Origin of the sequence: Amycolatopsis orientalis DSM 43388 (assembly GCF_000411975.1) — a bacterium.
Taxonomy (GTDB): Bacteria; Actinomycetota; Actinomycetes; order Mycobacteriales; family Pseudonocardiaceae; genus Amycolatopsis; species Amycolatopsis orientalis_D.
Genome location: NZ_ASXG01000014.1, coordinates 38684 through 65137 on the forward strand (window position 1 = coordinate 38684; position 26454 = coordinate 65137).

Consider the following 26454-nt stretch of genomic DNA (forward strand, 5'->3'; position numbering starts at 1 on the left):
AAGGCCCGTCCGCGCCGGCAGCTCTTCCGCTCCGGAGCCACGACCCGGCACCACGCCAGGAACCACTCTCGCCCGAGCGCATCGCCTCCAACTCCACCAAGACCCGTCCGCGCCATCAGTCCTTCCGCTCCGGAGCCACGACCCGGCACCACGGCCAGGGCGCGCTGGCTCCGTTCGCTAGGACCCACCCACGCTGCCCGTCCTGCCGACCGGAAACCCGGGGCTCATCACCCGCCGCCCAGGAACGGAAGCACCGTCAAGCCCGGCCGTCTCAGCCCCTTGGCGATCCGGTAGGACTCCCCGGTTCCGGCGGCGGAGACAAGCCGAGATCGACCGCCGTGCTGAGGTCGGCGAGGCCGGTCAGTTTCGCCGGGTCTGTGCCGATGTTCCACGCGGCCTGCAGCAACTGCGCCACCAAATGCTCCGGATCGGCCTCCACCGCGTTCGCCAAGGCCATCCCGGCGAGCGCGCCTTCTCCGCGCATCAACGCCGTGTAGCCGAGATGCAGGGCAGCCTCGGCTCGGTGCGGCGGCGGCAGTTCGCGGACAAGCGTCAGCCATACCTCTTCCGCCTCGCGGGTCAGCGACGTGTGCGGCGGGACCGCGAGCGCGAGGCAGGCGTCGCGGACCGGGGTGAGCATCAGCGCGTGGGCGAGGCGGACGGCTTGGTCGTCGTCGGGAGGTCCCGCCCCTCGGCGCTGCCGGAGGAACGCGGCGCGGAGTTCGGCTGCCGCGGCGTCGAGGACATCACTCGCCGACATTCCCGGACCGCACAACGGTTCCGGCGAGGACGCCAGCAGGTCAGCACGGCGGGCGATCGCTTCCGGAGAGCGCGGTTCCAGCACGGCAGCCAGCTCCTCGCGACTGCGGAAGACGACGAAACCCGCTTCCGTGGTCGCGGCGGCGAGGACGGTCTCCTGCGGGTCGGGCAGCACTCCGCGGCAGTCCGGATCCCGGTAGCACGACCAGGGCGCACCGGGTTCGATCGAGGAAGTCCACAGTGCGTGGAACAGCTTGAGTTGGTGCCGAGCCAGGCCGCGCTCCAGCTCGGCCGCCAGTTCCCGGTGCGGTGGACCGTTTTCGCTCCCCGAACCGCCGACGATGACGGCCGTGACGCCACTGTGCTCGTGGTCGGCGAACCGCGGGAGCAGCGCATCCGCTTGCTGTGCTTGAAGTTCTCGCGGCGGAAGGTCGGCGCGCAGGATCAGGCCGAGCGTCGTGCCGGGGGCGCGATGGCCCAGCAGCACGAGGGAATCGGCGGGACGGAATCCGAGCAGGTACGGGAGCGAGGCGATGAGGTCGGCCGGATTGCTGAGGGTGGCCCGGGAGATGCCGGGCGGCGTCGAGGTGGTCACGCCTCCACTGTGCGCCGCGAATCCGGGAAGCGGGGCCGGCCCGGCAAATCTGTGGACCAGCGCGGGCAGTTGTGGACAACCGCGGCATATCCGAAGAGACCCGGCGAAAATTGTCGGTGGCATGTGCCTCGATCGCACGAGTCCACAATGGACACAGTGGACACAGTGGGCACGTGCTGCCGGAGCCGGACCAGGCTCCGGCAGCACCGCCGGAAAACCGCTCAGCCGCAGTGTTCGAACGGGCTCGTGTACGAGGACGAGCCGACCGAACCGCCCCACTTGACGCACGTGGACCCGGCGCTCTTCTTCACCGGCCCGGCGTAGTAGGTGAAGTTCCCCGAATCCGTCGCCCTGGTCGACCCCTGAACCTCCAGGAACGCCGAAACCGGGCTGGCCGTCCCGAGGGAAACCGCCTTGAGGGTCGTCACGCAGTTCTCTTTGGACGACGAGTTGTACAGCAGGTACGCCGTGCCCGCGGTCCCCAGCGCCTGCTGGTCGATCACCGAGAAGCCCGACCCGCACACCTGCGTCGCCGAATACGGGTTGCCGCCGCAGCCGTTCTTGCTCGTGAAGTCCTTCTTGCCGTAGTACGGCACCGCGACGCCGTTCAGCACGGCCTTCTGCGTCACGCCGTTCAGGTTTTCTTCGAAATGCAGATGCGGCCCGGTCACCCCGCCGGTCGCGCCCGCTTTGCCGATCTCCTTGCCCTGCCCGACGCTCTGGCCCACCGAGACTTCCTGCTCGGACAGGTGCGCGTACCGGGTCCGCCAGCCGCCGCCGTGGTCCAGTTCGATCCAGCGGCCGTAGCTGGTGCTGCCCTCGTTCGCGACGCGCGTAACCGTTCCGGGCGCGGCCGCGAGCACCGGCATGCCGGTGATGCCGGACTTCTGGAAGTCGACCGCGTTGGCCGGGTTGTGGCCGCTGAAGGTCGCCGCGGTGACCGTGACGCCGCACTTGAACGGCACCTGGAAGTTGGGGGCCGCGGACGCCGTCGACTGGGCGGCGAGCGTCAGGCCGCACGCGTGCAGGGCCACCGCGGCCGCGGCCGCCGCGAGCCGTCTCAATCTGGACATGGGGCGTACCTCCTGGTGGGGGAAATGTCCGACGCCCTCCAGCCAAGCCCGAGCCAGTACATTTTCCGTACAAGACGACACGGGAGGGCTCATGGGCGCACCGGCGACCACGCTCGCCAAGGCGCGGCGGCGGTTCGAGGGCGCCGACTGGGTGCGCTGGGGCGTGCTCGCCGTGCCGACCCTGTTCGCGATCCCGCACGCGCGGCCTTGGACGTGGCCGCTGATCGCGCTGGTTCTCGTGCTGTCCGTCCCGGCGCTCTGGCTCACCCGGGAGTCGCGCCCGCGCTGGCTGATGCCCGCGACGATGATCGCCGTCGTCGTCGGCGCGGGTGCGCTCTGGCTCCTGCAGCCGACCAGCTGGACTTCGACGACGATATTCGGCGCGACCTTCTACGCCCTGCGCGTGTCCGGCCGGATCGCGGCGGCGATCTCGCTGGCCGCGGCCTCCGCCACGATCCTCGCCTGGTCGATCGTGTACGACCTCGACTGGCTGAACGCGGTCGCCCTCTTCGCGGTCCTCGTCGTGATGTTCCTGCTCGCCGCCAACCGCCGGAGCCGCGCGGAACGCCTGGAACAGACCGAACTCGCGCTCGCCCGCGCCCAGACCGCCAGCGAAGAGCACGCCCGCGCGGCGGCACTCGCCGAACGCGCCCGCATCGCCCGCGAACTGCACGACGTCCTCGCGCACTCGCTCGCCGGTCTCGCGCTCAATCTGCAGGGCGCGCGTCTGATGCTGGTCCGCGACGGTGCGAGCGAAGAGTCTCTCGCGCAGATCGAACGCGCGCAGAAGCTGGCCACCGAGGGCCTCGCCGAAGCACGCAAGGCGGTCGCCGCGCTGCGCGAAGACGCCGTACCCGTCGAGCGCTCGGTCTCGGACCTTCTCGCCGCGTACCGGCTCGACACCGGCTCTCGCGCCGACCTGGTGGTCGAAGGCGAATCACGCGAGCTGGACGCAGCTGTCGGCACGACGCTCGTACGTGCCGTACAGGAAGCTCTCGCGAACTCGCGCAAACACGCGGGCGGTCCCGCTGTAGACGTCACGGTGGCCTTCAAGAACGACGAAGTCGACTTAACGATCATTGACCACCAGGGCCGCCGTCCGCCGGAACCGCCGTCACCGGGATACGGTTTGCGAGGCATGGGCGAACGGGTTGCGCTGTTGAACGGGCAGCTCGAATGCGGCCCTGGGGAGGACGGATGGCGGATTCAGCTGACGGTGCCGGCGTGACGCTTCGCGTGGTACTGGCCGACGACCAGGCAGTGGTGCGCGAAGGCCTCGTCACGCTCCTCGGACTGCTGCCGGGCATCGAGGTGGTAGGCGCGGCTTCGGACGGCGTACAGGCTCTCGAGCTGGTCGGCGAGCACCAGCCGGACGTACTGCTGGTCGACCTGCGCATGCCGAACCGTGACGGCGTCGAGACAACGGAGTTGGTCCGCGCGCAGCATCCGAAGACCGAAGTCGTCGTCCTCACCACGTACGCCGACGACGAGTCCCTGCTCGCCGCGCTCAAGGCAGGCGCGCGCGGCTTCCTCACCAAGGACGCCGACGCCGACGCGATCGTCCGCGCGCTCCGCTCGGCCGCGGCCGGCCAGTCCACTGTGGACGGAGCGCTCCAGCAACGGCTGGTGGCTGCCGCGACGAGCCGCGCCCCGGTGCACCCGAAAGAGCTGGAAGGCCTCACCGCGCGCGAAGTCGAGGTGCTGCGGCTGATCGCGGCCGGCCTGTCGAACACGGAGATCGCGCGCACCCTCGTAGTCAGCGAGGCGACGGTGAAGACGCACGTCAACCACCTGTTCTCCAAGGCCGGTCTGCGCGACCGCGCCCAAGCCGTCGCCTTCGCCTACCGCGCGGGAATCGCCGAGTAGAACGCCTGCTTCCCGCCGACGATCGGCAACGTCACCGTCGTCCCGGTCAGGTCCAGCGACAGCCCGGCGCCGGGCTGCGGCCGCAGCGTGAAGTCGTGGTCGCTGGAGGCCAGCACGAACTCCAGGCGATGCCCGGCGGCCACGACGTAGTCCTTCGGCATCAGCGAAACCTCGATGCGGTACCGCTGTCCGGGGGTGATCGGCGACGTGACCGACGGGCTGATCCGGTTCTGCGGATCCGTCCAGCCGCGGCTGATCACGTGCGAAGTGCCGTCCGGCGCGCGGTCCAGCAGCACCGCGGTGACGTTCGCGGCCGGGCGGTCGAACGACAGCCGCAGCTCGGCTTTCGCGGCGCCGGACACCCGGACCGGCGCGGTGGTCGCGGAAGTGCGGTAGCGCAAGCGGTTCCCGGACGACGCCGCGTCCGCGAGCTGTTCGATCTTCTTGCTCGCGTCGTCGGCCAGCGTCTCGACGGTCGGACGGCCGGGCACCGGCCGCCGGTCGAGCGTCCCGGTCGAACGTCCGCCCGGCCACGGGTGCAATTCGACGTCCGAGGTGCCCGGTGCGGGCCAGTCGGCCTCGTCGACCCACGACTTGTCCTCGCGCTGAATGGTCGCCTTCGGCTCGCGCTCGATTCCGTTGCCGATGCCGTAGAGGTAGTGCGACATCCACTTGTTCAGCGTCGTGAGCCAGACGTCGCGGCGCAGCGAAATCGGGTCCGCGTGCCCGGATTGGTGCAACCAGATCTTGTGCTCGACGCCGTGCTTCTTCAGCGCCTCGTACCAGGTGGCGACCTGCTCGGTCTTCACGTTCCAGTCGTTCAGCCCGTGCACCGCGAGCACCGACGCGTGCACCTTGCCGACGTCATCGCGGTAGTTCCGCACGTCCCAGAACTGGCTGTAGTCCCCGGTCACGCGGTCCTGCGCGGCGGTCAGGCCGTCGAGCACCGGACGGCAGATCTGCCGGTCCGCGCGCGAGTAGACGTAGCCGGCGAGCACGTCCGTGTCCTCGCCCTGGTATCCGCCGGGAGCCACGACCGCGCCCGCGTTGCGGTAGTAGCCGTACCAGCTCGAAATGGCCGCGATCGGCACGATCGTCTCGAGTCCTTCGACGCCGGTGCTGGCCACTGCGTTGGGCAGCGTGCCGTTGTAGGACACGCCCATCATCCCGGTCTTCCCGGTGCTCCAGCTCGCCGCGACCGGCGCTCCGGCCTGGTCGTGCGCGGAAGCCCGGCCGTTCAGCCAGTCGACCACCGAGCGCGCGCCGATCGTCTCGTTGACGTCTCCGGTCGTCGGACAGCCGGTCGACAGCCCGGTGCCGAGGGATTCGCCGTACACGACCGCGAATCCGCGCGCGGTGAAGTAGTCCTGGTAGCTCCACCCGATCGGGGGCGCGACGTGCGGACCCGGCACGTACAGCTCGGTGTCGACGTTGTGGTTCGGCACGTCGTTGCCGCCCGCGAAATACGGGCTCGCTTCGTACACGACTGGCACCTTCATGCCCTGCTCCGTGGCGCGCGGACGCACCACCTGCGCGTGTACGAGGTCCGGCTTGCCGTCGTGGTCGCTGTCGACGGGCGCGGTGACCCAGACGTCCTCGCGAATCACGTCCGCCGGATCGAAGACCGGCTGCGCTTGACCGTCGGCGAAAACCGGCGCTGGCGGCGAAGCCGCTTCGGCGACCGCGGGCACGGACAACGTGGCCACTGCGACGAAAACGGCAGCGACCCGAGCGGCAACTCCCACCAGAACCCCCAAGCTGGACGAAGCAGGCGAGCACGTTGAGACTTCCGTCAACCGCAAGTTGCGTCAACCGACTAACGTCGGAGCCATGGACGCACCGATAGTCACGGTCACGGTCTATCCGCAGCACGCGCGCGTCACCCGCCGCTGTCACGTCACTCCGGCTGACGGGTCGCGCGTAGAGATCACGGGTCTCCCCCTGTCGCTCGACGCTGCTTCGGTGCGCGTCAGCGGTACGGGCGACGCGTTGGTCACGGGCGTCGACGTCGCGTACGCGCAACACGCCGCACCTGCGGACCCAACGCTGCGCGCGCTCGTGGAGCAGCGTCGCGTGGCTCAAGCGACTGTCGACGAGGTCGCGGACGATGAGAGTGCCGCAGCGGCGCGTGTCGACCTATTGACGGGTGTCTCGCGACGCAGCGGAGCAAGCTTCGCGAAGGCGTTGGCTGGCGGGGACGCGGAACCAGGGCGTGTCCAGGAAGTGAGCGAAGCACTCAGCACGCAGTTAGCCGTAGCGCTCAAGGAACGTCGCGCGCTCTCCACGAAGCTGGAACGCCTGCGCGAAGACCTCGCCGCGCTCGACCGGCAGATCGAAACTCGCAGCGCACAGTCCGAACAGGACAGTTCAACCATCGTGGTGGAGCTGGAATCCCCGGCCACCGCGGACATCGAACTGTCCTATGTGGTCCCCGGCGCGCGCTGGGAGCCAGGCTACGACGTCCGGGTACGCGGAACCGACGTCACCGTCACCTCGTACGGGCTCGTCAGCCAGCACACCGGCGAGGACTGGCCGGAGTGCGAGCTGACGCTGTCCACCGCCCGCCCGGCGAACACCGTGGTGATCCCGGAACTCCAGCCCTGGTACCTGGACCGGCGGCAACCGGAGCGCCGCTCGATGGTGCCGCCCGCACCCGGTGCCGCGATGGCGTACGGCGGTGCCGCGCCCGCCGGTCGAGACGGCTTCGCCGCGCACGTCGCCGAAGTCGAGCAAGGCACCACCGCGGTCACCTTCCGCCCCGCTCGTCCGGTCGCGATCCCGTCCGGCGCGCAAGGCCACCGGACGACGCTCGCGCAGCTGGAATTCACCGCGGAACTCGACTACGTAACCGCGCCGACGCAGGCCGAAGAGGCCTACCTGCGCGCGAAGGTCGTCAACACCGGCGAGCACACGCTCCGCGCCGGCCGCGCCGCGGTGTTCCACGAAGCCGAATTCGTCGGCAGCACACAGCTGGAACTGTGGGCGCCCGGCGAGGAACGCGAACTCGCGCTGGGCGTCGACGACCGCATCCGGGTCGAACGCGAACTGGTCAAGCGCAGCGCCGGCAAGGCGACGTTCTCCGCACAACGCCGCCGCGAAGCCGACTACCGGACGACGGTCACCAACCACAGCCCGCGCGAAGCCGTGGTGGCCGTGCTCGATCAGGCCCCGGTCTCGCGGGACGACGCGATCACCGTGCGGGACCTGCGGCTCAGCCCGGAGCCGGTCGAACGCACCGAACTGGGCCAGTTCACCTGGCGGCTCACGATCGCGCCCGGAGCGTCCGCGACGGTCTCGCTCGGCTACCGGGTGGACGTCGCGAAGGGCGTCGAGCTCAGCGGCTGGCGGGAGTGACGCGTCAGCCCTGGGAGATGTAGGCCTCCAGCTGTTCCTGGCTCTGCTCCAGCTGCTCCATCCGGATCTTCACCACGTCGCCGATGCTCACGATCCCGGCGAGGCGCCCGCCGTCGAGCACCGGCACGTGCCGGATCCGCCGTTCGGTCATCACGACGCTGAGCTGGTCCACCGGATCGTCCGGGGTGCAGCTGGCGACCATGGTGGTCATGATGTCGGCGACCGGCCCCTGAAGGACCGAGGGCCCGTGCTCGTGGAGCTTGCGCACGACGTCGCGTTCGGACACGATCCCGGCGATCCCGCCTTCGGCGTCCACCACGACCATCGCGCCGACGTTGTGCCGGGCGAGTCCCGCCAGCAGCTCGGCGACCGTCGTCCCCGGCGACACAGTGGCGACCGTCGCGCCCTTGCGCTGAAGCACATCCGCAATCCGCATGGCGATGCCCTCTCCTCGGTGAGTCGGGTCACCCCAGGTTAGGGCTCCGCCGCCGAGTGCGAAAGTCCAGCGGGACGCGTCCGTTCGTGGTAACGCGCTCATCCGTCGAGCACCCGGCGCAACCGGGCGAGACCAGGACCGATCTCCTCCGCCGCGATCGCGCCGTAGCCGAACAGCAGCCCGTGCCGCCGCGCCTCGACGGAGAAATCGCCGAGCGAAAACAGCCGGACGCCCACCCCGGCCGCCTTTCGCGCGAAGCCGCGCAAATCCCGATCCGCCGACGCGCTCAGGTGCAGCCCCGCCGACGCGGGCACCGGTTCCAGCAGGTCGCCGAACCCGGCCCGGAGGCGGTCCACGAGGAGGTCGTGCCGGGCGCGGTAGATGCCGCGCATCCGGCGGACGTGCCGGGCGAAGCCGCCTTCGGCGAGGAAGGCCGCGACCACTGCCTGTTCGATGCCGGGCGAATGCCAGTCGGCGAGGTATTTCGCCTTCACGATCGCTTCCGCCAATGCGGGCGGAGCGGCGAGGAAACCCAGCCGCAGCGCGGGTGACAGGACCTTCGAGAACGAGCCGACGTAGACCACCCGGCCGTGGGAATCCAAGCTGTGCAACGGTTCCAGCGGGCGCCCGGAGTAGCGGAATTCGGTGTCGTAGTCGTCCTCGACCACCACTGCCCCGTGGTCCTCGGCCCAATCCAGCAACGCGCGCCGGCGAGCTGGCGACATCGCGACCCCGAGCGGGTACTGATGCGAAGGCGTCACGTGCACCAGCCGCGTGCCCGGCGGGATCGCGTCGACCACGATGCCCTCGTCGTCCACCGGAACCGGCGCGACGCGCACCCCGAGCGTGCCCAGCAGCAGCCGCGGCGGCGGATAGCCGGGATCTTCGACGGCGGCCAGATCTCCGGGCCGCAACAGAACCCGGGCCACGAGGTCGATCGTCTGCTGCGCGCCCGAGGTGATCACGAGGTGTTCCGGGAGCACCCGAACGTTCCGGGACACCGCGAGGTGCCGCGCGAGTTCGGTGCGCAGCCGCCGATCGCCTTGCGGTTCGCCGTAAGTCATCAGCTCCGCGCGGGAACTGCGCAACGCCTGGGTCGTCAGCCGTCGCCAGGTATCGAACGGAAACAGCCGCACATCCGGTACCCCGGCGCGGAAATCGAACTGCGGCGGGTTGGTGAACGCTTTCGGCGGCGAAGGCACGTCTGTCCACTCCGGACGCGGCTGAACCCCCTCCGCGGACCCGGCCGGTTCGGCGGGCCTCGGCGCGGCACCGGCGCGCACGTAGGTACCGGCGCCGACCCGTCCGGTGAGAAATCCTTCCGCGGTGAGGCGTTCGTACGCAGCGGTGACGGTGGTGCGCGAAACGGCCAGCTGGTGTGCCAGTTCGCGGGTCGGCGGAAGCACGTCGCCGTCGCGGAGCCGTCCGTCGAGCACCGCCTCGCGGATCTGGCGGTAGATCGCATCGCGATGGCCGCGGGTGCCGGACAGGTCCAGGTGCAGGTCCACGAATCCAGCCTAGATTGGTCCACCTCAGTTGGCCCGGCTTTGGCTCTCTTCCTGGACCGATCTGCCGGTTAGCGTGAGCCCATGACCACGTTCGACCTCGACCGGCAGTCCCTGCTCGTCCTCGACCCGATCGTCGCGAAGACCACCGCCGCGGACCTCGACCGGCCCACGCCGTGCGCCGGCTGGACGCTCGCGGACCTGCTTCGCCACCAAGTCAGCGAAAACCACGCCTTCGCCGAAGCCGCGCGCAACGGCTCCGCGAAGGACTGGGACCGCGGCCAACTCGGCGAAGACCCGTACGCCGCGTACGCAGCTTCAGTGACCGACTACCTCGCCGCGTATGGCGAAGCCGACGTCGCGGAGCGCCAGATCGCCATCAACACCTTCGGCACCTTCCCGGGCACCGTCGCGATCGCGATGCACCTCGTCGACACCGTCGCGCACGGCTGGGACCTCGCCAAAACCCTCGACGTCCCCTACGACCCGGTACCGGAGGCCGTGCACGCCGCGCTGCAGTTCGCGCTCATGATTCCGACCGATCCGGAGGAACGCGTCAAGCGAGGCACCTTCGCGCCGGTGGTGCCCGTCGGCGCCGACGAAAGCGAACTGGACCAGTTCCTCGGCCTGCTGGGCCGCGACCCGCGGTGGCGCGTCAGCTGACCTGGTCCGCCGGGGCCGACCAGGTGTCGCAGGCGGCCGGACCGGCCCCGGTGTAACCGGCCTTCGCCCAGGCCAGCTGGTTCGCGCGGGTGCCGTGGTCGCCGCTGTCGTCGGCGCGGCCGTAGTCGGCGACGGCGGCGTTCGCGGTGGCCCGGCTGATCGACCCGCGATCCGCCGCGGCGTTGAGGAACAGCGCGCCGAAACAGTTCGCCTGCAACTCGATCCGGCGCACGACCGCCTTGTCCGCGTCGCTGGTCGGCTCCGGCGACCCCATCTCCGTGCTCGCCGCGTCGAGGATGCCGCTCTCGCGCTGGACGTGGTGGCCGTACTCGTGCGCGAGCGTCGCGAGGTGCCGGGCCCGGCTCAGCCCGGCGTCCGACAGCATCCACTCGGTGGGCGCGTAGATGGTGGCGTCGCCGCCGCAGTAGTACGCGACCGCTTCCTCCCGGGACGGCGCGCTGCCGCACGCGCTGGTCTTCGGCAGCGTGACCGACACCTTGACCGGCAGGTTCGGCTCGCCCGCTTTGTCCAGCGCGGGCTGCCACGCCTGTTTCAGGCAGCCCACGAGCGTCGTGTAGAAGGTCTTGAGCTGCTCCGCGTCCCGGCTGAGGTCCGGCAGGTCGCACGACACCGGACCGAGCGCGACCCCCTTGGCCAGCAGCGGGTTGCCGCTGAGCTTGCGCACCGGTTTGGCGTCCTGGCGGTCCGGCATCGCGTCGGCGTCCGGGGCCGCGATCGCGTGCCCGGCCACCTCGTGCGGCACCGCGGCCATCAGCGCGAGCGTGGCCGCGACGATCGCCGCGGCGGCGACCGCGCCCAGCGCTCTGCCCGCTGTGCGGCGCGGGGCCCGCGGCGCCGGAGGAGGCCAGGAGCCTCCCGCGTGATACGTCATTCCTCCCCCTCCCGGCCAGCATACGGAGACCGGCCGCCGTCCTGGATCACGAAACGGGAACGCCGGGCTCCTGGCCGGATCCGCGAGAGACAGCGAGACTGGACGCTATGACTGTCGAAGATCCGTACCTGTGGCTGGAAGACGTGACGGGCGACGAGGCGCTCGAATGGGTCCGTTCGCGCAACGCGGAGACGCTGGACGTGCTCACCGCGAGCGAGAGGTTCGGGCAGCTGCGGGACTCGATCCGCGAGGTGCTCGACGCGGGCGGGCGGATCCCGTACGTCGTGCGCCGGGGGACGCACTACTACAACTTCTGGCAGGACGCCGACCACCCGCGCGGCCTGTGGCGGCGCACCACGCTGGAGCAGTACCGCACCACCGAACCGGACTGGGAGATCCTGCTCGACGTCGACGCGCTCGCCGCGGCCGAGGACGAGAACTGGGTCTGGAAGGGCGCCGCGGTGCTGCGTCCCGGGCACCGGCTCGGCCTGGTCCAGCTGTCGCGCGGCGGCGCGGACGCGACCGTCGTCCGCGAGTTCGACCTCGACGCGCACGAGTTCGTGGAGAACGGGTTCACCCTGCCGGAAGCGAAGCACCGGATCGGGTGGATCGACGCGGACCGGGTGTACCTCGGAACGGACTTCGGCCCTGGCTCGCTCACCACCTCCGGATATCCGCGGCTGGTCAAGGAATGGCGGCGCGGCACCCCGCTCGAAGACGCGGTTCTCGTCGCCGAGGGCAAGCCGGACGACGTCGCGGTGAGCGCGTACCACGATCCGACCGAGGGCTTCGAGCGCGACTTCGTGCGCCGCGCCATCGACTTCTACCGCACCGAGTACTTCGAGCGGACCCTGTCCGGACTGACCAGACTGGACCTGCCCGAGGACGTCGAGGTGTCCGTGCACCGCGAATGGCTGCTCGTGCACCCGCGCAGCGCGTGGACCGTCGGCGGCGCCGAACACCCCGCGGGCACGCTGCTCGCGATCCGCTATGAGGCGTTCAAGTCCGGCGACCGCGAGTTCACCGCGCTGTTCACCCCGGACGCGCACACGTCGCTGGACTACTACGCCTGGACTCGCAACCACCTCCTGCTCGCGACCTTGCACGACGTCAAGTCGGAGCTGCGCGTGCTGACGCCCGGCCCGGACGGCTGGGCCGAGGCGGAACTGGGCGGCGCGCCGGAATTCGGCAGCGCGGAGATCGTCGACACCGAACCGGACGTCGACGACGAGTACCTGGTGGATTCCTCCAGCTACGTCCAGCCGTCCACGCTCACCCGCGGCGTCGTCGGCGGCGACGTCGAGGTGCTGAAGCAGGCTCCGGAGTTCTTCGACCCGACCGGGATCGAGGTCAGCCAGTACTTCGCGACCTCGGACGACGGCACGAAGATCCCGTACTTCGTGGTCCGTCCGCCCGGCGCGGAGAACGGCCCGACGCTGCTCTACGGATACGGCGGCTTCGAGGTTTCGCTGACCCCGTCGTACGGCGGGGTGGTCGGCCGGGCCTGGCTGTCGCGCGGCGGCACGTACGTGGTCGCGAACATCCGCGGCGGCGGCGAATACGGCCCGGAATGGCACATGCAGGCAGTGAAGGAGAATCGGTACAAGGCGTACCAGGACTTCGCGGCGGTCGCGCGCGATCTCGTCTCGCGCGGCATCACGACGAAGGAACGGCTCGGCATCCAGGGCGGCAGCAACGGCGGGCTGCTGATGGGCGTCATGCTCACCAGCTACCCGGAGCTGTTCGGCGCGATCGTGTGCCAGGTGCCGTTGCTCGACATGAAGCGCTACCACCTGTTGCCGGCCGGGGCGTCGTGGATGGCCGAATGGGGCGACCCGGACGTTCCGGAAGAGTGGGAGTACATCTCGAAGTACTCGCCGTACCAGAAGGTCTCGGCGGACGGCGACTATCCGCCGATCCTGTTCGTCACCTCCACCCGCGACGACCGCGTGCATCCCGGGCACGCGCGCAAGATGGTCGCGCGGATGCGGGAACAGGGCCACGACGTGGAGTACTTCGAGAACATCGAAGGCGGCCACGGAGCGGCGGCGGACAACGAGCAGCTCGCGTTCCGTTCCGCGGTCGCGTACGAATTCCTCTGGTCGAAGCTTTCCTAGACCAGGTCCCGGGGCCGCGCCCGCACGCGCGGCCCCGGGCGGATCGACGGTCCTTTGCGGACCTCCGCGAGCGCTCGCTCGAACTGTGCCCAGGCGTCGGTGACGAACGCCAGCCACGGCACGCCGAGCCGCCGCAACGCGCGTCCGTGGCCGACGAGCACCCCGCCGGTTTCCAGCGTCGCTCTCGCCCGCCACTTCGCCGAAGCCGCGATTCTCTGGCGCCGCAACCGATCCACGTGATAAGCCAGCCGCCGTTCCAGTCCGGCGAACACGCGCGCGGCGACCTCCGTGGTGGCCGGGTCGCGAGTGCCGTCCCGCAACGCGCGGTAGTAGCCGAGCGCGAGCACGTCGGAGATCAGCTGGCTCATCACGTCGCTTTTCCTTGACGGGCCTGCGGTTTCGAGCAGCCGGTCGACCAGCTGCCGGTCCTCGCCCGGCGGCCGGAACCGCCGGACGCTGCGCGCCACCACCGGATCCAGCCGCACCCCGCTCCCCCACGCTGGTTGCGGCCGGATTTTCCGCCGCCGCTCCTCCGCCTCGAACACCACACTCCAGTCCACGGCGGTCATGCTGCCGCCCGGATGTGCCGGTCCGGCGGGGAGGATGTGGAGATTCGGTGGAGCTGCCGGAGCGGCACGCCCTCGCTTGTCACTGTACCTACTAGTATGTACAGTCAAGGCATGTCCACGAGAGACCAGCTCGTCGCGAGCACTCAGGACCTGCTGTGGGAGCGGGGGTACATCGGCACCAGCCCGAAGGCCATCCAGCAGCGCGCCGGGGCCGGGCAGGGCAGCATGTACCACCACTTCGCCGGCAAGGCCGACCTGGCGCTCGCCGCGATCCGGCAGAACGCCGCCGATCTGCGCGCCTCCGCCGAGGCCGCGTTCGCCCAGGGCACGACCGCGTTCGACCGCGTTTCCGCCTATCTGCTGCGCGAACGCGACGTCCTGCGCGGCTGCCCGGTCGGCCGGCTGGCGCTGGACCCCGAGATCGTCGCGAACCTGGAATTGCGTGCGCCGCTGGAGGAAACCTTCGACTGGCTGCGCGGCCGTCTCGCCGAAGTGCTCGCCGAAGGCATCGCGAACGACGAGCTGCCGAGCGATCTCGACCCGGCGACGACAGCGACGGCTCTGGTCGCGGTGCTGCAGGGCGGGTACGTCCTGGCCCGCTCGTCCGGCACGGCCGAGCCGTTCGACCAAGCGGTCCGCGGCGCGCTCGCGCTCCTCGGACGGCGGTGACACCGATGTACGCCATGCAGTACGAAATCGAGCTGCCCGCTGGATACGACATCGAGCACCGAGTCGCGACCCGAGGCCACCGCACCGACGCGTTCCCCGGGTTGGGGCTCAAGGCGTATCTGGTGCGTGACAACCACTACGCACCGTTCTACCTGTGGACCGACACCGCCGGAATGAGCCGGTTCCTTTGGGGCGGCGGGGGTTTCGAAGGCATCGTCCAGGATTTCGGCCGGCCGCCGGTGCACCACTGGACAGTCGCTCGCTGCCTGGCCGGTCCCGCACGAGCGAGCGCCGCGAAGTTCGCGACCAAACGCGTCGGGCAGTTCGTGGACGACCTCGACCGCGAACTCGCCGAACTCGCGCAGCTGTCCCGAAACCCGTCCGTGCATACCACCGCGCTGGCCATCGACCCGCGTCGCTGGGAAGTCGTGCGCTTCACCCTCTGGACCACCGCCCCGGCCGAGGACACCGATGTCCAGTATCGGGTGCTGCACCTGTCCCGTCCGAACCTCGACCAGCTGAACTGAGAGGTCCCGCCATGCCGCTCGTCCGCATCGACGTCCTGTCCGAACCCAACGCCGAGCGTCTCCCCGCCATCGGCGAGGCCGTGCACCAGGCGATGACCGAAACCATCGACGTCCCCGTCGACGACCGGTTCCAGATCCTGAACAGCCACGCCGCCGGCGGATTGCGTTACGACCCAGGCTATTTCGGGGTCCGCCGCGACGACGACATCGTCTACATCGCCATCACGATGCGCGCCGGCCGCACCGACGAGCAGAAAACCGCGCTGTACCGGCGAGCGACCGAACTCATCGCCGAGGCGACCGGAATCGAACCGCGCAACGTCTTCTTCAGCCTGACGGAAAACCACGAGGTCGACTGGTCATTCGGCGACGGGGTCGCGCAAATGCTGCGCTGAAGTTTCTCCGCGCGGGCGTCAGAGCAGGATGACGGTGCGCTCGCCGGGTGCGTCCTGGTGCGTCCAGGCCGCCTCGACCTGGTCGAGCGGGAACGGATGCGGGCGCACGGCCATGCCGCCGGCGGCGATCGCGGCGACGAGTTCGGTGAACTCTCGTTGCATGACCTGCGGCTCCACCGCGCCGAAGCCGCTGCCGAGGATCCGGAACGCGTTGGAGCGCAGCGCGTGCCCGGACAGGGTGATCGAGTCTCCGCCCATGCCGCCGATCTGCACCCAGTCGAGCAAGCGGGTGTGCTGGGTACGCGCGCCGAGGACAGCGCGCATGGCGAGTTCGGTGGGCGGCCCCCACACGTAGTCCAGGACCACGTCCACCTCCGCGGCGGCTTCGGCGAGCGCGACCGCGGTGGCGTCCTCGTCGGGCACGAGCTGGACGACGGCGTCCGCACCCTCGCCCTTGAGTTCGTCGAGGCGGGCACGGTTGCGTCCGGCGGCGACCACCCGCTCCGCGCCGAGGTGCTTGGCGACCTTGACGGCCGTCGAGCCGGCGTTGCCGGTCGCGCCGTGCACCAGGACCGACTGCCCGGCCTGGAACGGGACGCGCGTGCGCAGCGCGGTCCACGAGGACAGCGCGGGGTTCATGGTGGCGGCCAGGAGTGCGGGATCGGTTCCGTCCGGGACCGGGATGACGGCGGCCGGATCGACGACGATGCGCTCGGCCAGCGTGCCGGCGCCCATGAGCATGACGTAGCCGAGGCTGCCGTCCGGCCGTCGGACGACCGCGTCCGCACCCGCCAGCGCGGGCAGGGTCCGCGGACTCGTGTAGTGCTTTCCGGCGGCGATCCCGCGGGTGGCGGGGTGCACGCCGACGGCGAGGACGTCCACCGTCTCCTGGCCGTCGGCGGCCTCGGGAGCAGGGACGGAGCGGTAGTGCGGCGGCTCGTCGAAGGACTCCACGAGCGCGGCGTTGATCATGGACATGGGTGCCTCCTTTAGCGGTCTCAGGTTTTAGAAACGGTTCCGTATCTTATAGCACTGAGCTTAGGACGGCGGGTTAAGATACGCAAGCGGGTCTAACCGCATGGGTGAACACGGCGGGAACGGGCAACCGGAGAGGACAGTGGTGAGCGAGCGGGACCAAGCAGAGGGCACTCCCACCCGGCGCAGGGGTGCCGCGCTGGAGAGCGCGCTCATCGATGCCGCCTGGGAGATTCTCGTCGAGCAGGGCTACCACGGTTTCACCTACGAGGCGATCGCCGCGCGCGCGGGAACCAGCAAGCCGGTGCTCTACCGGCGCTGGCCGCGGCGCGAGGACCTCCTCATCGCCACGCTCACCCGGCACTGGCGTCCCCTCGATCTTCCGGACACCGGCAGCCTGCGCCAGGACGCGCTCGCCCTCCTGCGCACGATCAACGCCGAGCGGGACCGCACCGTGGTGCTTCTGCACCTCCAACTGGCGGACTACTTCCGCGAAACCGGCACCAGCTTCAACGACCTGCGCAGCCGGATCCGGCTCGCGGACCAGCCGGCGCCCTTCGCGACGCTTGTCGCCCGCGCCGTCGAGCGCGGCGAGCTGACCGAGGCACCGCGGTCCGAACGCGTGGTGAACCTGCCCTTCGACCTGGTGCGCCACGACATGCTGATGACCATGGGCGCGGTGCCGGACGCGTCGATCGTCGAAATCGTGGACCAGGTGTGGCTGCCGCTGCTGGGCCTGAATCCGCCTGGCAGGCAAGGAGAACTCTGAGCGGCAGTTTTCCGCGGTGCCTTCCTGAGCTTCAGGCGGACCCTGAAACCGAGAAAGGGGGCGCGGCATCGCCGCGCCCCCTTTGCTCAAGGATGGATCAGCTGCAGCCGGACGTCGCGCCGCAACCCTCGCAGGCGTAGCAGGAACCGGCGGGCCGCATCTTCGTACCGCAGGTCATGCAGAGCGGTGCGTCCGCGGCTTTGCCGAGGTGGAGTTCCATCAGCTCGGCCGTGCTGTGCGCGTCGCGCGCCGGAGTGTCCTTCGCGGACTCTTCGGTGCGGACGGGCGACGCGTCGACGCTGCCGCGCAGCGCGTCGAGGTCGACGTTCTGGCCGCCGTAGTTCGCCTCGACCTCGGCCGAGCGTTCGTCCGCGGTGAAAATGCCCAGCTGGGCCCGCTTTTCGTACGGCAGGTAGTCGAGTGCCAGGCGGCGGAACAGGTAGTCCATGACGCTCGTGGCGATCCGGATGTCCGGGTCGTCGGTCATGCCGGCCGGCTCGAAGCGCAGGTTGGAGAACTTCGAGACGTAGAACTCGAGCGGGATGCCGTGCTGCAGGCCGACCGAAATGGACATCGAGAAGGCGTCCATCACGCCGGACAGCGTGGAGCCCTGCTTGCCGAGCTTCACGAAGATCTCGCCGAGGCCGTCGTCCGGGTACGACCCGGCGTGCAGGTAGCCCTCCGCGCCGCCGACGGTGAACGAGACCGTCTGGCTCGGGCGCTTCTTCGGCAGGCGGCGGCGCACCGGGCGGTATTCGACGACCTTCTCCGGCTCGGCTTCCGCTTCCTTCTTCTTCGCCGTGGACAGCGGCTGGCCGACCTTGCAGTTGTCGCGGTAGATCGCGAGCGCCTTGAGGCCGAGTTTCCAGCCCTGGAAGTAGATCTCCTCGACGTCCTCGACGGTCGCCGACTCCGGCATGTTGACCGTCTTCGAGATCGCGCCCGAGATGAACGGCTGGACCGCGGCCATCATCCGCACGTGGCCCATCGGCGCGATGGACCGGTCGCCGACCGCGCAGTCGAACACCTCGTAGTGCTCGGGACGCAGGCCCGGCGCGTCAACGACGTGGCCGTGCTGCGCGACGTATTCGACGATCGCCTCGACCTGCTCGGGCTGATAGCCCAGCACCTTGAGGGCGCGCGGCACGGTCTGGTTCACGATCTGCATGGACCCGCCGCCGACGAGCTTCTTGAACTTCACCAGCGAGAAGTCCGGCTCGATGCCCGTGGTGTCGCAGTCCATCATGAAGCCGATGGTGCCGGTGGGCGCGAGCACCGAGGCCTGCGCGTTGCGCCAGCCGTTGCGGACGCCGAGGTCGATGCCCTTCTGCCACTCCTCCGACGCGAGCGCGCGGACCGCGACGTCGTTGCTGTGGTAGGTGCGGATCAGCTCGTTGGCCGCGGCGTGCTTGCGCATGACGCGCTGGTGCGCTTCGGCGTTGCGGGCGTAGCCCTCGTACGGTCCGACGACGCCGGCCAGCTCGGCCGAGCGCCGGTAGGACACGCCGGTCATCAGGGACGTGATCGCGGCGGCGAGCGCGCGGCCGCCCTCGGAGTCGTACGCGTGGCCCAGCGCCATCAGCAGCGCGCCGAGGTTGGCGTAGCCGATGCCGAGCTGGCGGAACTTGCGCGTGGTGTCGGCGATCGGCTCGGTCGGGAAGTCGGCGAAGCAGATCGAGATGTCCATCGCGGTGATGACGAACTCGACGGCCTTCGCGAAGAGCGGCGCGTCGAACGTGCCTTCTTCGGACACGAACTTCAGCAGGTTGAGCGACGCGAGGTTGCAGCTCGAGTTGTCGAGGTGCATGTACTCGCTGCACGGGTTGGACGCGGTGATCCGGCCCGATTCGGGGCAGGTGTGCCAGTCGTTGATCGTGCTGTCGTACTGCACGCCCGGGTCGGCGCATTCCCACGCCGCCTGCGCCATGCTGCGGAACAGCTTCTTCGCGTCGGTGCGGTCGATGACCTCGCCGGTGAGCCGGGCGCGCAGGCCGAAGTCCGTGCCGTTCTCGACGGCGTGCATGAACTCGTCGGACACGCGGACCGAGTTGTTCGCGTTCTGGTACTGCACCGAGGAGATGTCGGCTCCGGAGAGGTCCATGTCGAACCCGGCGTCGCGGAGGACCTTGATCTTTTCCTCTTCGCGCGCCTTGGTCTGGATGAACTCCTCGATGTCCGGGTGGTCGACGTCGAGCACGACCATCTTCGCCGCGCGCCGGGTGGCCCCGCCGGACTTGATGGTGCCCGCGGAAGCGTCGGCGCCGCGCATGAACGAGACCGGGCCGGACGCGGTTCCGCCGGAGGTGAGCAGTTCCTTCGAGGACCGGATGCGCGAGAGGTTGAGGCCCGCGCCGGAGCCGCCCTTGAAGATCAGGCCTTCCTCGCGGTACCAGTTGAGGATCGACTCCATCGTGTCGTCGACGGCGAGGATGAAGCAGGCGGACACCTGCTGCTTCGAGGACGTGCCGACGTTGAACCACACCGGGGAGTTGAAGCTGAAGACCTGGTGCAGCAGCATCCAGGTGAGCTCGTGTTCGAAGATCTCGAGGTCGGACGGGCTCGCGAAGTAGTCGTGTTCGGCGGCGGCCTTCACGTAGGTGCGCACCACGCGGTCGATGAGCTGCTTGAGGCTGCTCTCGCGCTGCGGGCTGCCGACCGCGCCGCGGAAGTACTTGCTGGTGACGATGTTGGTCGCGTTGACCGACCAGAACTCGGGGAATTCGACCCCGCGCTGCTCGAAGTTGACGCTGCCGTCGCGCCAGTTCGTCATGACGACGTCGCGGGTCTCCCACGCGACCTCGTCGTAGGGGTGGATCCCCTCGGTGGTGAAGACCCGCCGGACGGTGAGGCCCTTGTTCGGCTTCTTGTTCTGTCCGGCCGCGGCGCCGGTTCCCACGGTTTCGGTCATGCGGTCCTGTCCCTCGCTCCCCGCGACCCGGTGACGGCTCAGTCGTCGCCGGCGCGCTCGCCTTCCTGGTCCTCCGCAGTTCCCGCCATGGCTTTCCGCAGGTCGGCGATCTCCTTCTCGAAGTCCTCGACCGAGGAGAAGGAGCGGTAGACGCTGGCGAACCGGAGATACGCGACGCCGTCCAGTTCGCGCAGCGGGCCGAGGATGGCGAGGCCGACCTCGTGGCTGGGGATCTCGGCCAGGCCGGCGGACCGGATCGACTCCTCCACGCGCTGCGCGAGCTTCTGCAGCGCGTCGTCGTCGACCGGACGGCCCTGGCAGGCCCTCCGCACGCCGTTGACCACCTTGTCCCGGCTGAACTGCTCGGTGACGCCGGACCGTTTGACCACGGCCAGCACCATCGTCTCCGACGTGGTGAAACGCCGTCCGCACTCGGCGCACGAACGCCGCCGCCGGATCGCCTGTCCCTCGTCCACCTCTCGGGAGTCGACGACCCGAGAGTCCGCATGCCGGCAGAACGGGCACCTCATCCGCCGATCACCTTCCCCTCCGCGCCGGTCGATTCCTGTCCCAACCGGCCCCTGCCGCCACGCTACGGCCTGGACCGCGGTCACCGCGCGCGACCCCGCGCCTGGTGATCGACTTGTGGACATCCGGTGGGCAACTGCCGGCCGGGTGTGGACAACTGCCGCCAGTCTACCCCTACCTGTGGACCAACTACAGCGGTGTAACTACTAGATATAGGGGTAGACCATAGATCGCCTCCGGAGCGGGCGCAAGGAACCCGAGAGGGTGAAACAGCGGTTGCGCAAGATGCGACCGGGTGGTTTCCGACAGTCATGACCCGGCCGTGCCCGATTCCCCGCCGGACCAGGCGATCGGAACGGTGAGCGGCATGCCGGGAAGCAGCGCGGTGTCGTCGAGATTGTTGAGCTCCTTGATGCGCTCGACGACCGCGCCCTGGTCGGCGTCGGGTGCGAACCGGGCAGCGAGCGAGCCGAGCGAATCGCCGGGCTGCACGGAAACGGAGGCGGTCCGCGACGGCACCGGCCCGCCGGACACGCCCGCGCCGAACACGCCGAGCCCGGTGACGATCAGGCATGCCGCGAAGGCGATGGCGAACAGCCACGGCCACCGCACCGCCGGCCGCGCCGGAGCGGAGCAGGCGACGCCGCCACGCCGTCCGGCAACGACCCTCGCCCGAGACGGCGGCCGCAACGGCTCGCCGCGCCGCTCGCGCGCGGTGCGCCCCGGGTTGGCCGGAAGGGCCGCCGGAATGTGCCGGACCGCGGTGCGGCCGCGGGGCTTGCGGAACTCGCGGACCGGGGCGTCTTCTGTTTCGACGGCGGAGGGGGCCGAAGTCTGGAACCCGGCGCGCTCGGCGGACCGGGCTGCGGCGCGACCACGGGCTTCGCGGATCGGCGCTGCTCCGATTTCGACGGCAGCGGGAGCCTCCGTCCCAAACCCGGCTCGCTCGGCGGACCGAGCCGCAGTACGGCCACCGGACTTGCGGACCGCAGCTTCCCCGGTTCCGATGGCAGAACTAGCGGACGTCTGGAACCCGGCTCGCTCGACGGACCGGACCGCGGCGCGGCCACGCGGCTCGCGGACCGGCACCTCTTCGATTTCGACGGCAGCGAGAGCCGCTGTCTCGAACCCGGCTCGCTCGGCCGACCGGACGGCGGCGGCGCAGGGCAGCTGGCCGATCTCGGTCGTCGCCCGCGCGCCTCGCTGGACCGCGGGCGAGAATCCGGCGGATTTCACTGCCGACCGCGCGCCCACCGGACCGGCAACCGTGGCCGCGTCCCGGCTGGGCGGCATCGGCGCGGCCGAGGTCGCGAACTCCGCGGAATCCGCCGCCGAGTGCGCGTCGGCCTGCCCCGGCCCGTGCGACACGGACCGGATGGACTCGGCCAGTTCGCCACCGGCGAGCCCAGCCTCCTCAGCGGCTCGCCAGGCACGCTTCCGACCGGCCGAACCTCGCGAGCCTTCCCGGAAATCGCCCGCACTGCGACCCCACCGCGAGTCGCGCGAAGCCTCGCCGGGCCACTCCGCGCCAAGTCCACGCCGGACGTCTCCCCGGCCGCGAAGCTCCACCACCTCGGCAGAACCGCCCGCCGAGCCCGGATCAGCGCCGGATTCGGTCTCGGCGCCGTGCGGAACACCATCCTTTCGGGTGGTGTCTACGCGCTCCGAGCGCCGCCGCGAACGGCGTGCCGGAGCGCCGGACCCGGATTCCCTCCGGGACTGCGCCGCTCCGTCCGACGCGGCGCCGCCCTCGACGGGGCGGACGGCGGGGACGGGCCGGAGCGGGCGGGCGAGCCCTCGATCTGCCAGGATCGACATGGCGGAACCTCCTCATGACCTGCGGATCCGTCCGGTCCGGGCCGTACACCTGCGCCGCAGCGGTCCAGATCGAACAGGCGTTCTATCGAACGTCCGTGCGAAGGTCTACCACCCCGCACCGACAAAATCGAGAGGACACGGCGTGTCGATCGAACAGATGTTTGAAATCGTCGCGCGCGGTGGCTAACGTCGGTGACCAGGACATCTGCCGGACCGGCTCCGGCGGGTGCCGCCGGACGGGCGTTCGCGGAAAACGCGGCTCCCGGACCGGCGCACGCGGACACGCGCGGGACGCCGACACGGCGACCGCGGGACAGCTGGAGGCGACGCAGCGTTGGAGAAGGACACGGTGAAGGGCACCGCGGCGAAGGGGGCCAAGGCGGCCTCGCGGGGCAAGGGGTCCGCACAATCCGCGCGCGAATCCGGCGACGAGAGCACGGGAAAGGTGAGCGCCATGCCGGAGGTGTACGACGTTGACGAGACGCTGACCGTCCGCCAGCAGCAGGTGCTCGACGTCATCCGCACGTGGGTGACCCGCTTCGGCTACCCGCCGAGCGTGCGCGAGATCGGCGAGGCGGTGGGGCTCACGTCCACGTCGTCGGTGTCGCATCAGCTGCGCGCGCTGCAGCGCAAGGGCTACCTGCGCCGCGACGCGAACCGCCCGCGCGCGGTGGGCGTGCTCGCCTCCACTGACGACAACCCGATGGGCATCGAGATGGACCAGCAGCCGTCCGTGCCGAAGGCGGCGTACGTGCCGCTGGTCGGGCGGATCGCGGCAGGCGGTCCGGTGCTCGCGGAACAGGCCGTCGAGGACGTTTTCCCGCTGCCGCGCGAAATCGTCGGCGAGGGCGAGCTGTTCCTGCTGAGCGTCACCGGCGACTCGATGGTCGACGCCGCCATCACCGACGGCGACTGGGTCGTCGTCCGGCAGCAGCCCGCCGCGGAGAACGGGGACATCGTCGCCGCGATGATCGACGGCGAGGCCACGGTGAAGACGTTCAAGCGCAAGGACGGGCACGTCTGGCTGATGCCGCACAATGACGCGTACGAGCCCATCCCCGGCGACGACGCCTCGATCCTCGGCAAGGTCGTGGCGGTGCTGCGCCGGCTTTGAGCCGTGGTTCGCTCCCCTCCCCCGCGCTGGGTGAAGGGCAGGGAGCCAGGGACAGGTTTTACTGATAGCTGTGGTGGTGCACCAGGACAGGCGCGGCACCACCAGGTGCTACCCCTTGCCTGCGCGCACGGACTTCCACGAGCCGTGCCTTCGCAGGCGAGCTCCAGTGCGCGGTAGCGCTCGTTGCTCCAAACGCGTGGTCGGCGTCGTTGTGGGGTTGGGAGCAGGAGCGTCGCCGTGCCAGATGCGGCGTCGGGCGCGGCAGGATCGCGTGCGGCGCCTTGCCAGATGCGGCGACGCACCATCTGCGGATCGAGCAGGGCCACGGTAGAAGCGGCGCGCCAAGGGTGCCAGCGAGTCAAACGGAGCGCTTCAGCGGCGAGTCAAGAACGGTGTCTCGTCAGGAGCAGCGCGTCAGGAACGGCGGCGTTTCCTGGCCACCAAGAACCAGGCACCGAGCACCACCACCGCGGCGACGACGGCAGCGGGAATGATTGGGAATCCTCCTGCGTCCTGCTCGGCAGGCTGCGGGGCAGGCCCGGGTTTAGGCGCGGGTGCTCGCGGCGTGACCAAGGCCGTCGCGTTCTTGATTGCCCGCACTGGTTCCCCGACGCCTTCGCTCGCGGACAGCAGCGTTCCGTCCGGTTCGAAAGCGATGGCTTCGCCCTGCTTTTCGTTCGGCAGCGGAATCCGGACGGGTTCGCGTTGCAAAGCAGCCGCCACATCACCGTCCGGGGCCGCGTACAAGTACGCGTCCGTGTAAGTCCGCAGCGCGATGACCTTGCCGTCCGCGCTGGTCGCGCCTCCGGTGATCAGCGCCGAACCGAAGGAACCCACTGGGCCGCCCGGGGTGTCGGTGCTGTGGACGCGCAGGGTGCCGACCTGCTCCAGCTTCGTCGGGCCGGGCGCCGCTAGCGGATCGGAAGGTTGGTAGACCTTTGAGGTGCCCAGCAAGTCTTTGGTCACCAGGAACGGCGTGCCGGACTGGTCCAGAACCAGGGCTTCCGTGTCGTGCGGACCGTCCGGATAGGTCAGCCGATGCACGACTACCGGACCACCAGCCGGTTTCAGTTCCAGCAGCGCGACGGTTTCTCGCTGAGCCCGGTTGTCACCGGTGTCGGAGAGCCACAGCGTGCCGTCCTTGCCGCGAGCAAGATCCTCGACGTCGTACGGATCCGTCGGGTCGGTCAGGACGTCCTTGACCTGGCACTCCCGATCGAGAACGAAGACCTGCATCTTCGTGCCGCCGTCGTTGATCGCGTACCAGTGCTCGCCGTCGGAGACCAGGCCGGACAGTTCGTTGAGGCGCTTGTCCGCGACCTGGCACAGCGTTTGCGGAGCAGGAGCTGCCGCGGCCGGGATCGCGCCAGCGAGCATCAGGACCCCCGTCAGCGCCAGGACGACCCGCACCAGTTCACCTCCGTAGTGCACGACCCGCTCGGGCCGTGCACTACGGAAGACGTTCAGAGCGTCGAAGCGTTGGTTTCGAACGCCCGCAGCGCCGCGGCGAGGTCGGCCCGGACCCGCACCCGCAGGCGCGTGCCGTCGGCGACGTGCTCTTCCTCCAGCACCTCGCCTTCCGCGTGCGCCCGGGACACGAGTTCGCCACGCGAATACGGGACCAGCGCGTCGATCACCGTTTCCGCCCGCGGCAGCCGCTCGGCCAGCACCTCGGCCAGGTCGGCCACGCCCGAACCGGTGCGCGCGGAGATCTGCACCGAACCGGGCAGCGCGTGCCGCAGCCGGGCCAGGGTGACGTCGTCGGCCGCGTCGGCCTTGTTGATCACCAGCAGCTCCGGCGGGAGCGGCTCCTTGCGGCTGCGGGTGATCTCGGCGAGCACCTCGCGCACTGCGTTGACCTGGTCTTCCGGTGCCGGGTCGGAACCGTCCACGACGTGCAGGAGCAGGTCGGCGTCGGCCGCCTCCTCGAGCGTCGAGCGGAACGCGTCCACCAGCTGGTGCGGCAGGTGCCGCACGAACCCGACGGTGTCGGTCAGCGTGAACGTGCGCCCGTCGGCCGTCTGCGCCCGCCGCGTGGTCGGGTCCAGGGTGGCGAACAGCGCGTCCTCCACCAGCACCCCGGCCCCGGTCAGGGCGTTGAGCAGGCTCGACTTGCCGGCGTTCGTGTAGCCGACGATCGCCACGCTCGGCACCTCGTTGGCCACGCGCTTGCCGCGCTTGGTCTCGCGGATGGTGTCCATCGCGGCGATCTCCCGGCGCAGCTTCGCCACGCGCTTGCTGATCCGCCGCCGGTCCGTCTCCAGCTTCGTCTCACCGGGCCCGCGCAGGCCCACGCCGCCGTTCGCGCCGCCCGCGCGGCCGCCGGCCTGCCGGGACAGCGCCGAACCCCACCCGCGCAGCCGCGGGACGAGGTACTGCAGCTGGGCCAGCTCGACCTGCGCCTTGCCCTCCTTGGACCGGGCGTGCTGGGCGAAGATGTCGAGGATGAGGGCGGTCCGGTCGATCACCTTGACCTTGACCTTCTCCTCCAGCTGGCGCAGCTGGCCGGGCGAAAGCTCGCCGTCGCAGATCACCGTGTCGGCGCCGGTGGCCACGACCACGTCGCGCAGCTCGCGCACCTTGCCGGAACCGACATAGGTGGCCGGGTCGGGCTTCTGCCGCCGCTGGACGAGGCCTTCGAGCACCTCCGAGCCCGCCGTCTCGGCCAGGCGCGCCAGTTCGGCCAGCGACGCCTCGGACTGCTGGGCGGTGCCTTCAGTCCACACGCCGACCAGCACGACGCGTTCCAGCCGAAGCTGCCGGTACTCGACCTCGGTGATGTCCTCGAGCTCGGTGGACAGGCCCGCGACCCGGCGCAAGGACGCCCGGTCCTCGAGCTCCATCTCCCCGACCGAGGGGTCGTAGGGGTCGTTGTCGTCGTAAAAGTCTTCGTGTGTCTGTTCTGTCATCGTGCCTCCATGG

General features: G+C 70.1%; 23 protein-coding genes. 10 read left to right on the forward strand and 13 right to left on the reverse strand.

The genetic code is table 11. The features are described 5' to 3' along the window. Positions 1-271: 271 nt before the first annotated feature. Complete coding sequence (locus L942_RS01255) at positions 272-1354, reverse strand: DUF4192 domain-containing protein (protein ID WP_037353740.1); 1083 nt, start codon at positions 1352-1354, stop codon at positions 272-274. Between the two features lie 221 nt (positions 1355-1575). Beyond that, on the reverse strand, positions 1576-2427 hold the full coding sequence (locus L942_RS01260; protein ID WP_037353746.1) for a M23 family metallopeptidase: 852 nt from the start codon (positions 2425-2427) through the stop codon (positions 1576-1578). A 91-nt stretch (positions 2428-2518) separates the two neighbouring features. Between L942_RS01260 and L942_RS01265 the strand changes: the two genes are divergently transcribed. After that, positions 2519-3655, forward strand: coding sequence for a sensor histidine kinase (locus L942_RS01265; protein WP_051165654.1), 1137 nt, complete (start codon positions 2519-2521; stop codon positions 3653-3655). Then, the gene (locus tag L942_RS01270) at positions 3652-4293 is read left to right on the forward strand and encodes a response regulator (protein WP_037353828.1); all 642 of its coding nucleotides are present in this window, start codon (positions 3652-3654) and stop codon (positions 4291-4293) included. Before L942_RS01265 ends, L942_RS01270 begins: the two co-directional genes overlap by 4 nt. On the opposite strand, the gene L942_RS01275 is transcribed toward L942_RS01270, so the two are convergent. Further along, positions 4269-5999 (reverse strand): Xaa-Pro dipeptidyl-peptidase, encoded by a 1731-nt coding sequence (locus L942_RS01275; protein WP_235078840.1) that lies wholly within the window; start codon positions 5997-5999, stop codon positions 4269-4271. The two genes, L942_RS01270 and L942_RS01275, sit on opposite strands and share 25 nt — an antisense overlap. A 124-nt stretch (positions 6000-6123) precedes the next feature. Between L942_RS01275 and L942_RS01280 the strand changes: the two genes are divergently transcribed. Beyond that, entirely contained in the window at positions 6124-7647 is a 1524-nt protein-coding gene (locus L942_RS01280; protein ID WP_037353754.1) for a DUF4139 domain-containing protein, read from the forward strand. Between the two features lie 4 nt (positions 7648-7651). Here the strand turns inward: L942_RS01280 and L942_RS01285 are convergent, their stop codons facing one another. After that, positions 7652-8083: a CBS domain-containing protein gene (locus L942_RS01285; RefSeq protein ID WP_037353756.1), complete on the reverse strand. Its 432-nt coding sequence runs from the start codon at positions 8081-8083 to the stop codon at positions 7652-7654. A gap of 98 nt (positions 8084-8181) precedes the next feature. Continuing rightward, complete coding sequence (gene pdxR / locus L942_RS01290; RefSeq protein WP_037353759.1) at positions 8182-9591, reverse strand: MocR-like pyridoxine biosynthesis transcription factor PdxR; 1410 nt, start codon at positions 9589-9591, stop codon at positions 8182-8184. Positions 9592-9672: 81 nt separating this feature from the next. Between pdxR and L942_RS01295 the strand changes: the two genes are divergently transcribed. Then, a complete protein-coding gene (locus L942_RS01295; protein WP_037353761.1) occupies positions 9673-10251 on the forward strand; it encodes a TIGR03086 family metal-binding protein in 579 nt (192 codons plus the stop codon). Here the strand turns inward: L942_RS01295 and L942_RS01300 are convergent. Then, positions 10244-11143, reverse strand: a complete 900-nt coding sequence (locus tag L942_RS01300; RefSeq protein WP_037353764.1) for a neutral zinc metallopeptidase — start codon at positions 11141-11143, stop codon at positions 10244-10246. The two genes, L942_RS01295 and L942_RS01300, sit on opposite strands and share 8 nt — an antisense overlap. A 107-nt stretch (positions 11144-11250) precedes the next feature. On the opposite strand from L942_RS01300, the gene L942_RS01305 reads away from it, so the two are divergent. Then, a complete protein-coding gene (locus L942_RS01305; RefSeq protein ID WP_037353765.1) occupies positions 11251-13260 on the forward strand; it encodes a prolyl oligopeptidase family serine peptidase in 2010 nt (669 codons plus the stop codon). On the opposite strand, the gene L942_RS01310 is transcribed toward L942_RS01305, so the two are convergent. Then, a complete protein-coding gene (locus L942_RS01310; protein WP_037353766.1) occupies positions 13257-13829 on the reverse strand; it encodes a hypothetical protein in 573 nt (190 codons plus the stop codon). The genes L942_RS01305 and L942_RS01310 overlap by 4 nt on opposite strands. A gap of 111 nt (positions 13830-13940) precedes the next feature. On the opposite strand from L942_RS01310, the gene L942_RS01315 reads away from it, so the two are divergent. Genes L942_RS01315 through L942_RS01325 form a run of 3 tightly spaced genes read left to right on the forward strand, consistent with a single transcriptional unit; the run spans position 13941 to position 15420 of the window. Next, a complete protein-coding gene (locus L942_RS01315; protein WP_037353834.1) occupies positions 13941-14498 on the forward strand; it encodes a TetR/AcrR family transcriptional regulator in 558 nt (185 codons plus the stop codon). A 5-nt stretch (positions 14499-14503) separates the two neighbouring features. Next, positions 14504-15025, forward strand: a complete 522-nt coding sequence (locus tag L942_RS01320; protein WP_037353769.1) for a DUF4865 family protein — start codon at positions 14504-14506, stop codon at positions 15023-15025. Positions 15026-15036: 11 nt separating this feature from the next. After that, entirely contained in the window at positions 15037-15420 is a 384-nt protein-coding gene (locus L942_RS01325) for a tautomerase family protein (protein ID WP_037353770.1), read from the forward strand. An 18-nt stretch (positions 15421-15438) separates the two neighbouring features. Here L942_RS01325 and L942_RS01330 read toward each other — a convergent pair whose 3' ends face one another. Then, positions 15439-16398, reverse strand: coding sequence for a quinone oxidoreductase family protein (locus L942_RS01330; protein WP_037353772.1), 960 nt, complete (start codon positions 16396-16398; stop codon positions 15439-15441). 139 nt (positions 16399-16537) lie between these two features. On the opposite strand from L942_RS01330, the gene L942_RS01335 reads away from it, so the two are divergent. Continuing rightward, positions 16538-17164, forward strand: a complete 627-nt coding sequence (locus L942_RS01335) for a TetR/AcrR family transcriptional regulator (RefSeq protein ID WP_037353773.1) — start codon at positions 16538-16540, stop codon at positions 17162-17164. 97 nt (positions 17165-17261) lie between these two features. On the opposite strand, the gene L942_RS01340 is transcribed toward L942_RS01335, so the two are convergent. From L942_RS01340 to L942_RS43570, 3 genes are all read right to left on the reverse strand, one after another. Further along, positions 17262-20072: a vitamin B12-dependent ribonucleotide reductase gene (locus tag L942_RS01340; RefSeq protein ID WP_037353775.1), complete on the reverse strand. Its 2811-nt coding sequence runs from the start codon at positions 20070-20072 to the stop codon at positions 17262-17264. 38 nt (positions 20073-20110) lie between these two features. Then, positions 20111-20602 (reverse strand): transcriptional regulator NrdR, encoded by a 492-nt coding sequence (nrdR, locus tag L942_RS01345; RefSeq protein ID WP_037353776.1) that lies wholly within the window; start codon positions 20600-20602, stop codon positions 20111-20113. Positions 20603-20909: 307 nt separating this feature from the next. Further along, positions 20910-21968, reverse strand: coding sequence for a LysM peptidoglycan-binding domain-containing protein (locus tag L942_RS43570; protein WP_235078841.1), 1059 nt, complete (start codon positions 21966-21968; stop codon positions 20910-20912). Positions 21969-22872: 904 nt separating this feature from the next. Between L942_RS43570 and lexA the strand changes: the two genes are divergently transcribed. Then, entirely contained in the window at positions 22873-23532 is a 660-nt protein-coding gene (gene lexA, locus L942_RS01355) for a transcriptional repressor LexA (RefSeq protein WP_037353845.1), read from the forward strand. Positions 23533-23946: 414 nt separating this feature from the next. Here the strand turns inward: lexA and L942_RS01360 are convergent, their stop codons facing one another. After that, on the reverse strand, positions 23947-24942 hold the full coding sequence (locus tag L942_RS01360; RefSeq protein ID WP_037353847.1) for a hypothetical protein: 996 nt from the start codon (positions 24940-24942) through the stop codon (positions 23947-23949). Positions 24943-24995: 53 nt separating this feature from the next. Continuing rightward, positions 24996-26441: a GTPase HflX gene (gene hflX, locus L942_RS01365; RefSeq protein ID WP_037353778.1), complete on the reverse strand. Its 1446-nt coding sequence runs from the start codon at positions 26439-26441 to the stop codon at positions 24996-24998. Positions 26442-26454: the final 13 nt, after the last annotated feature.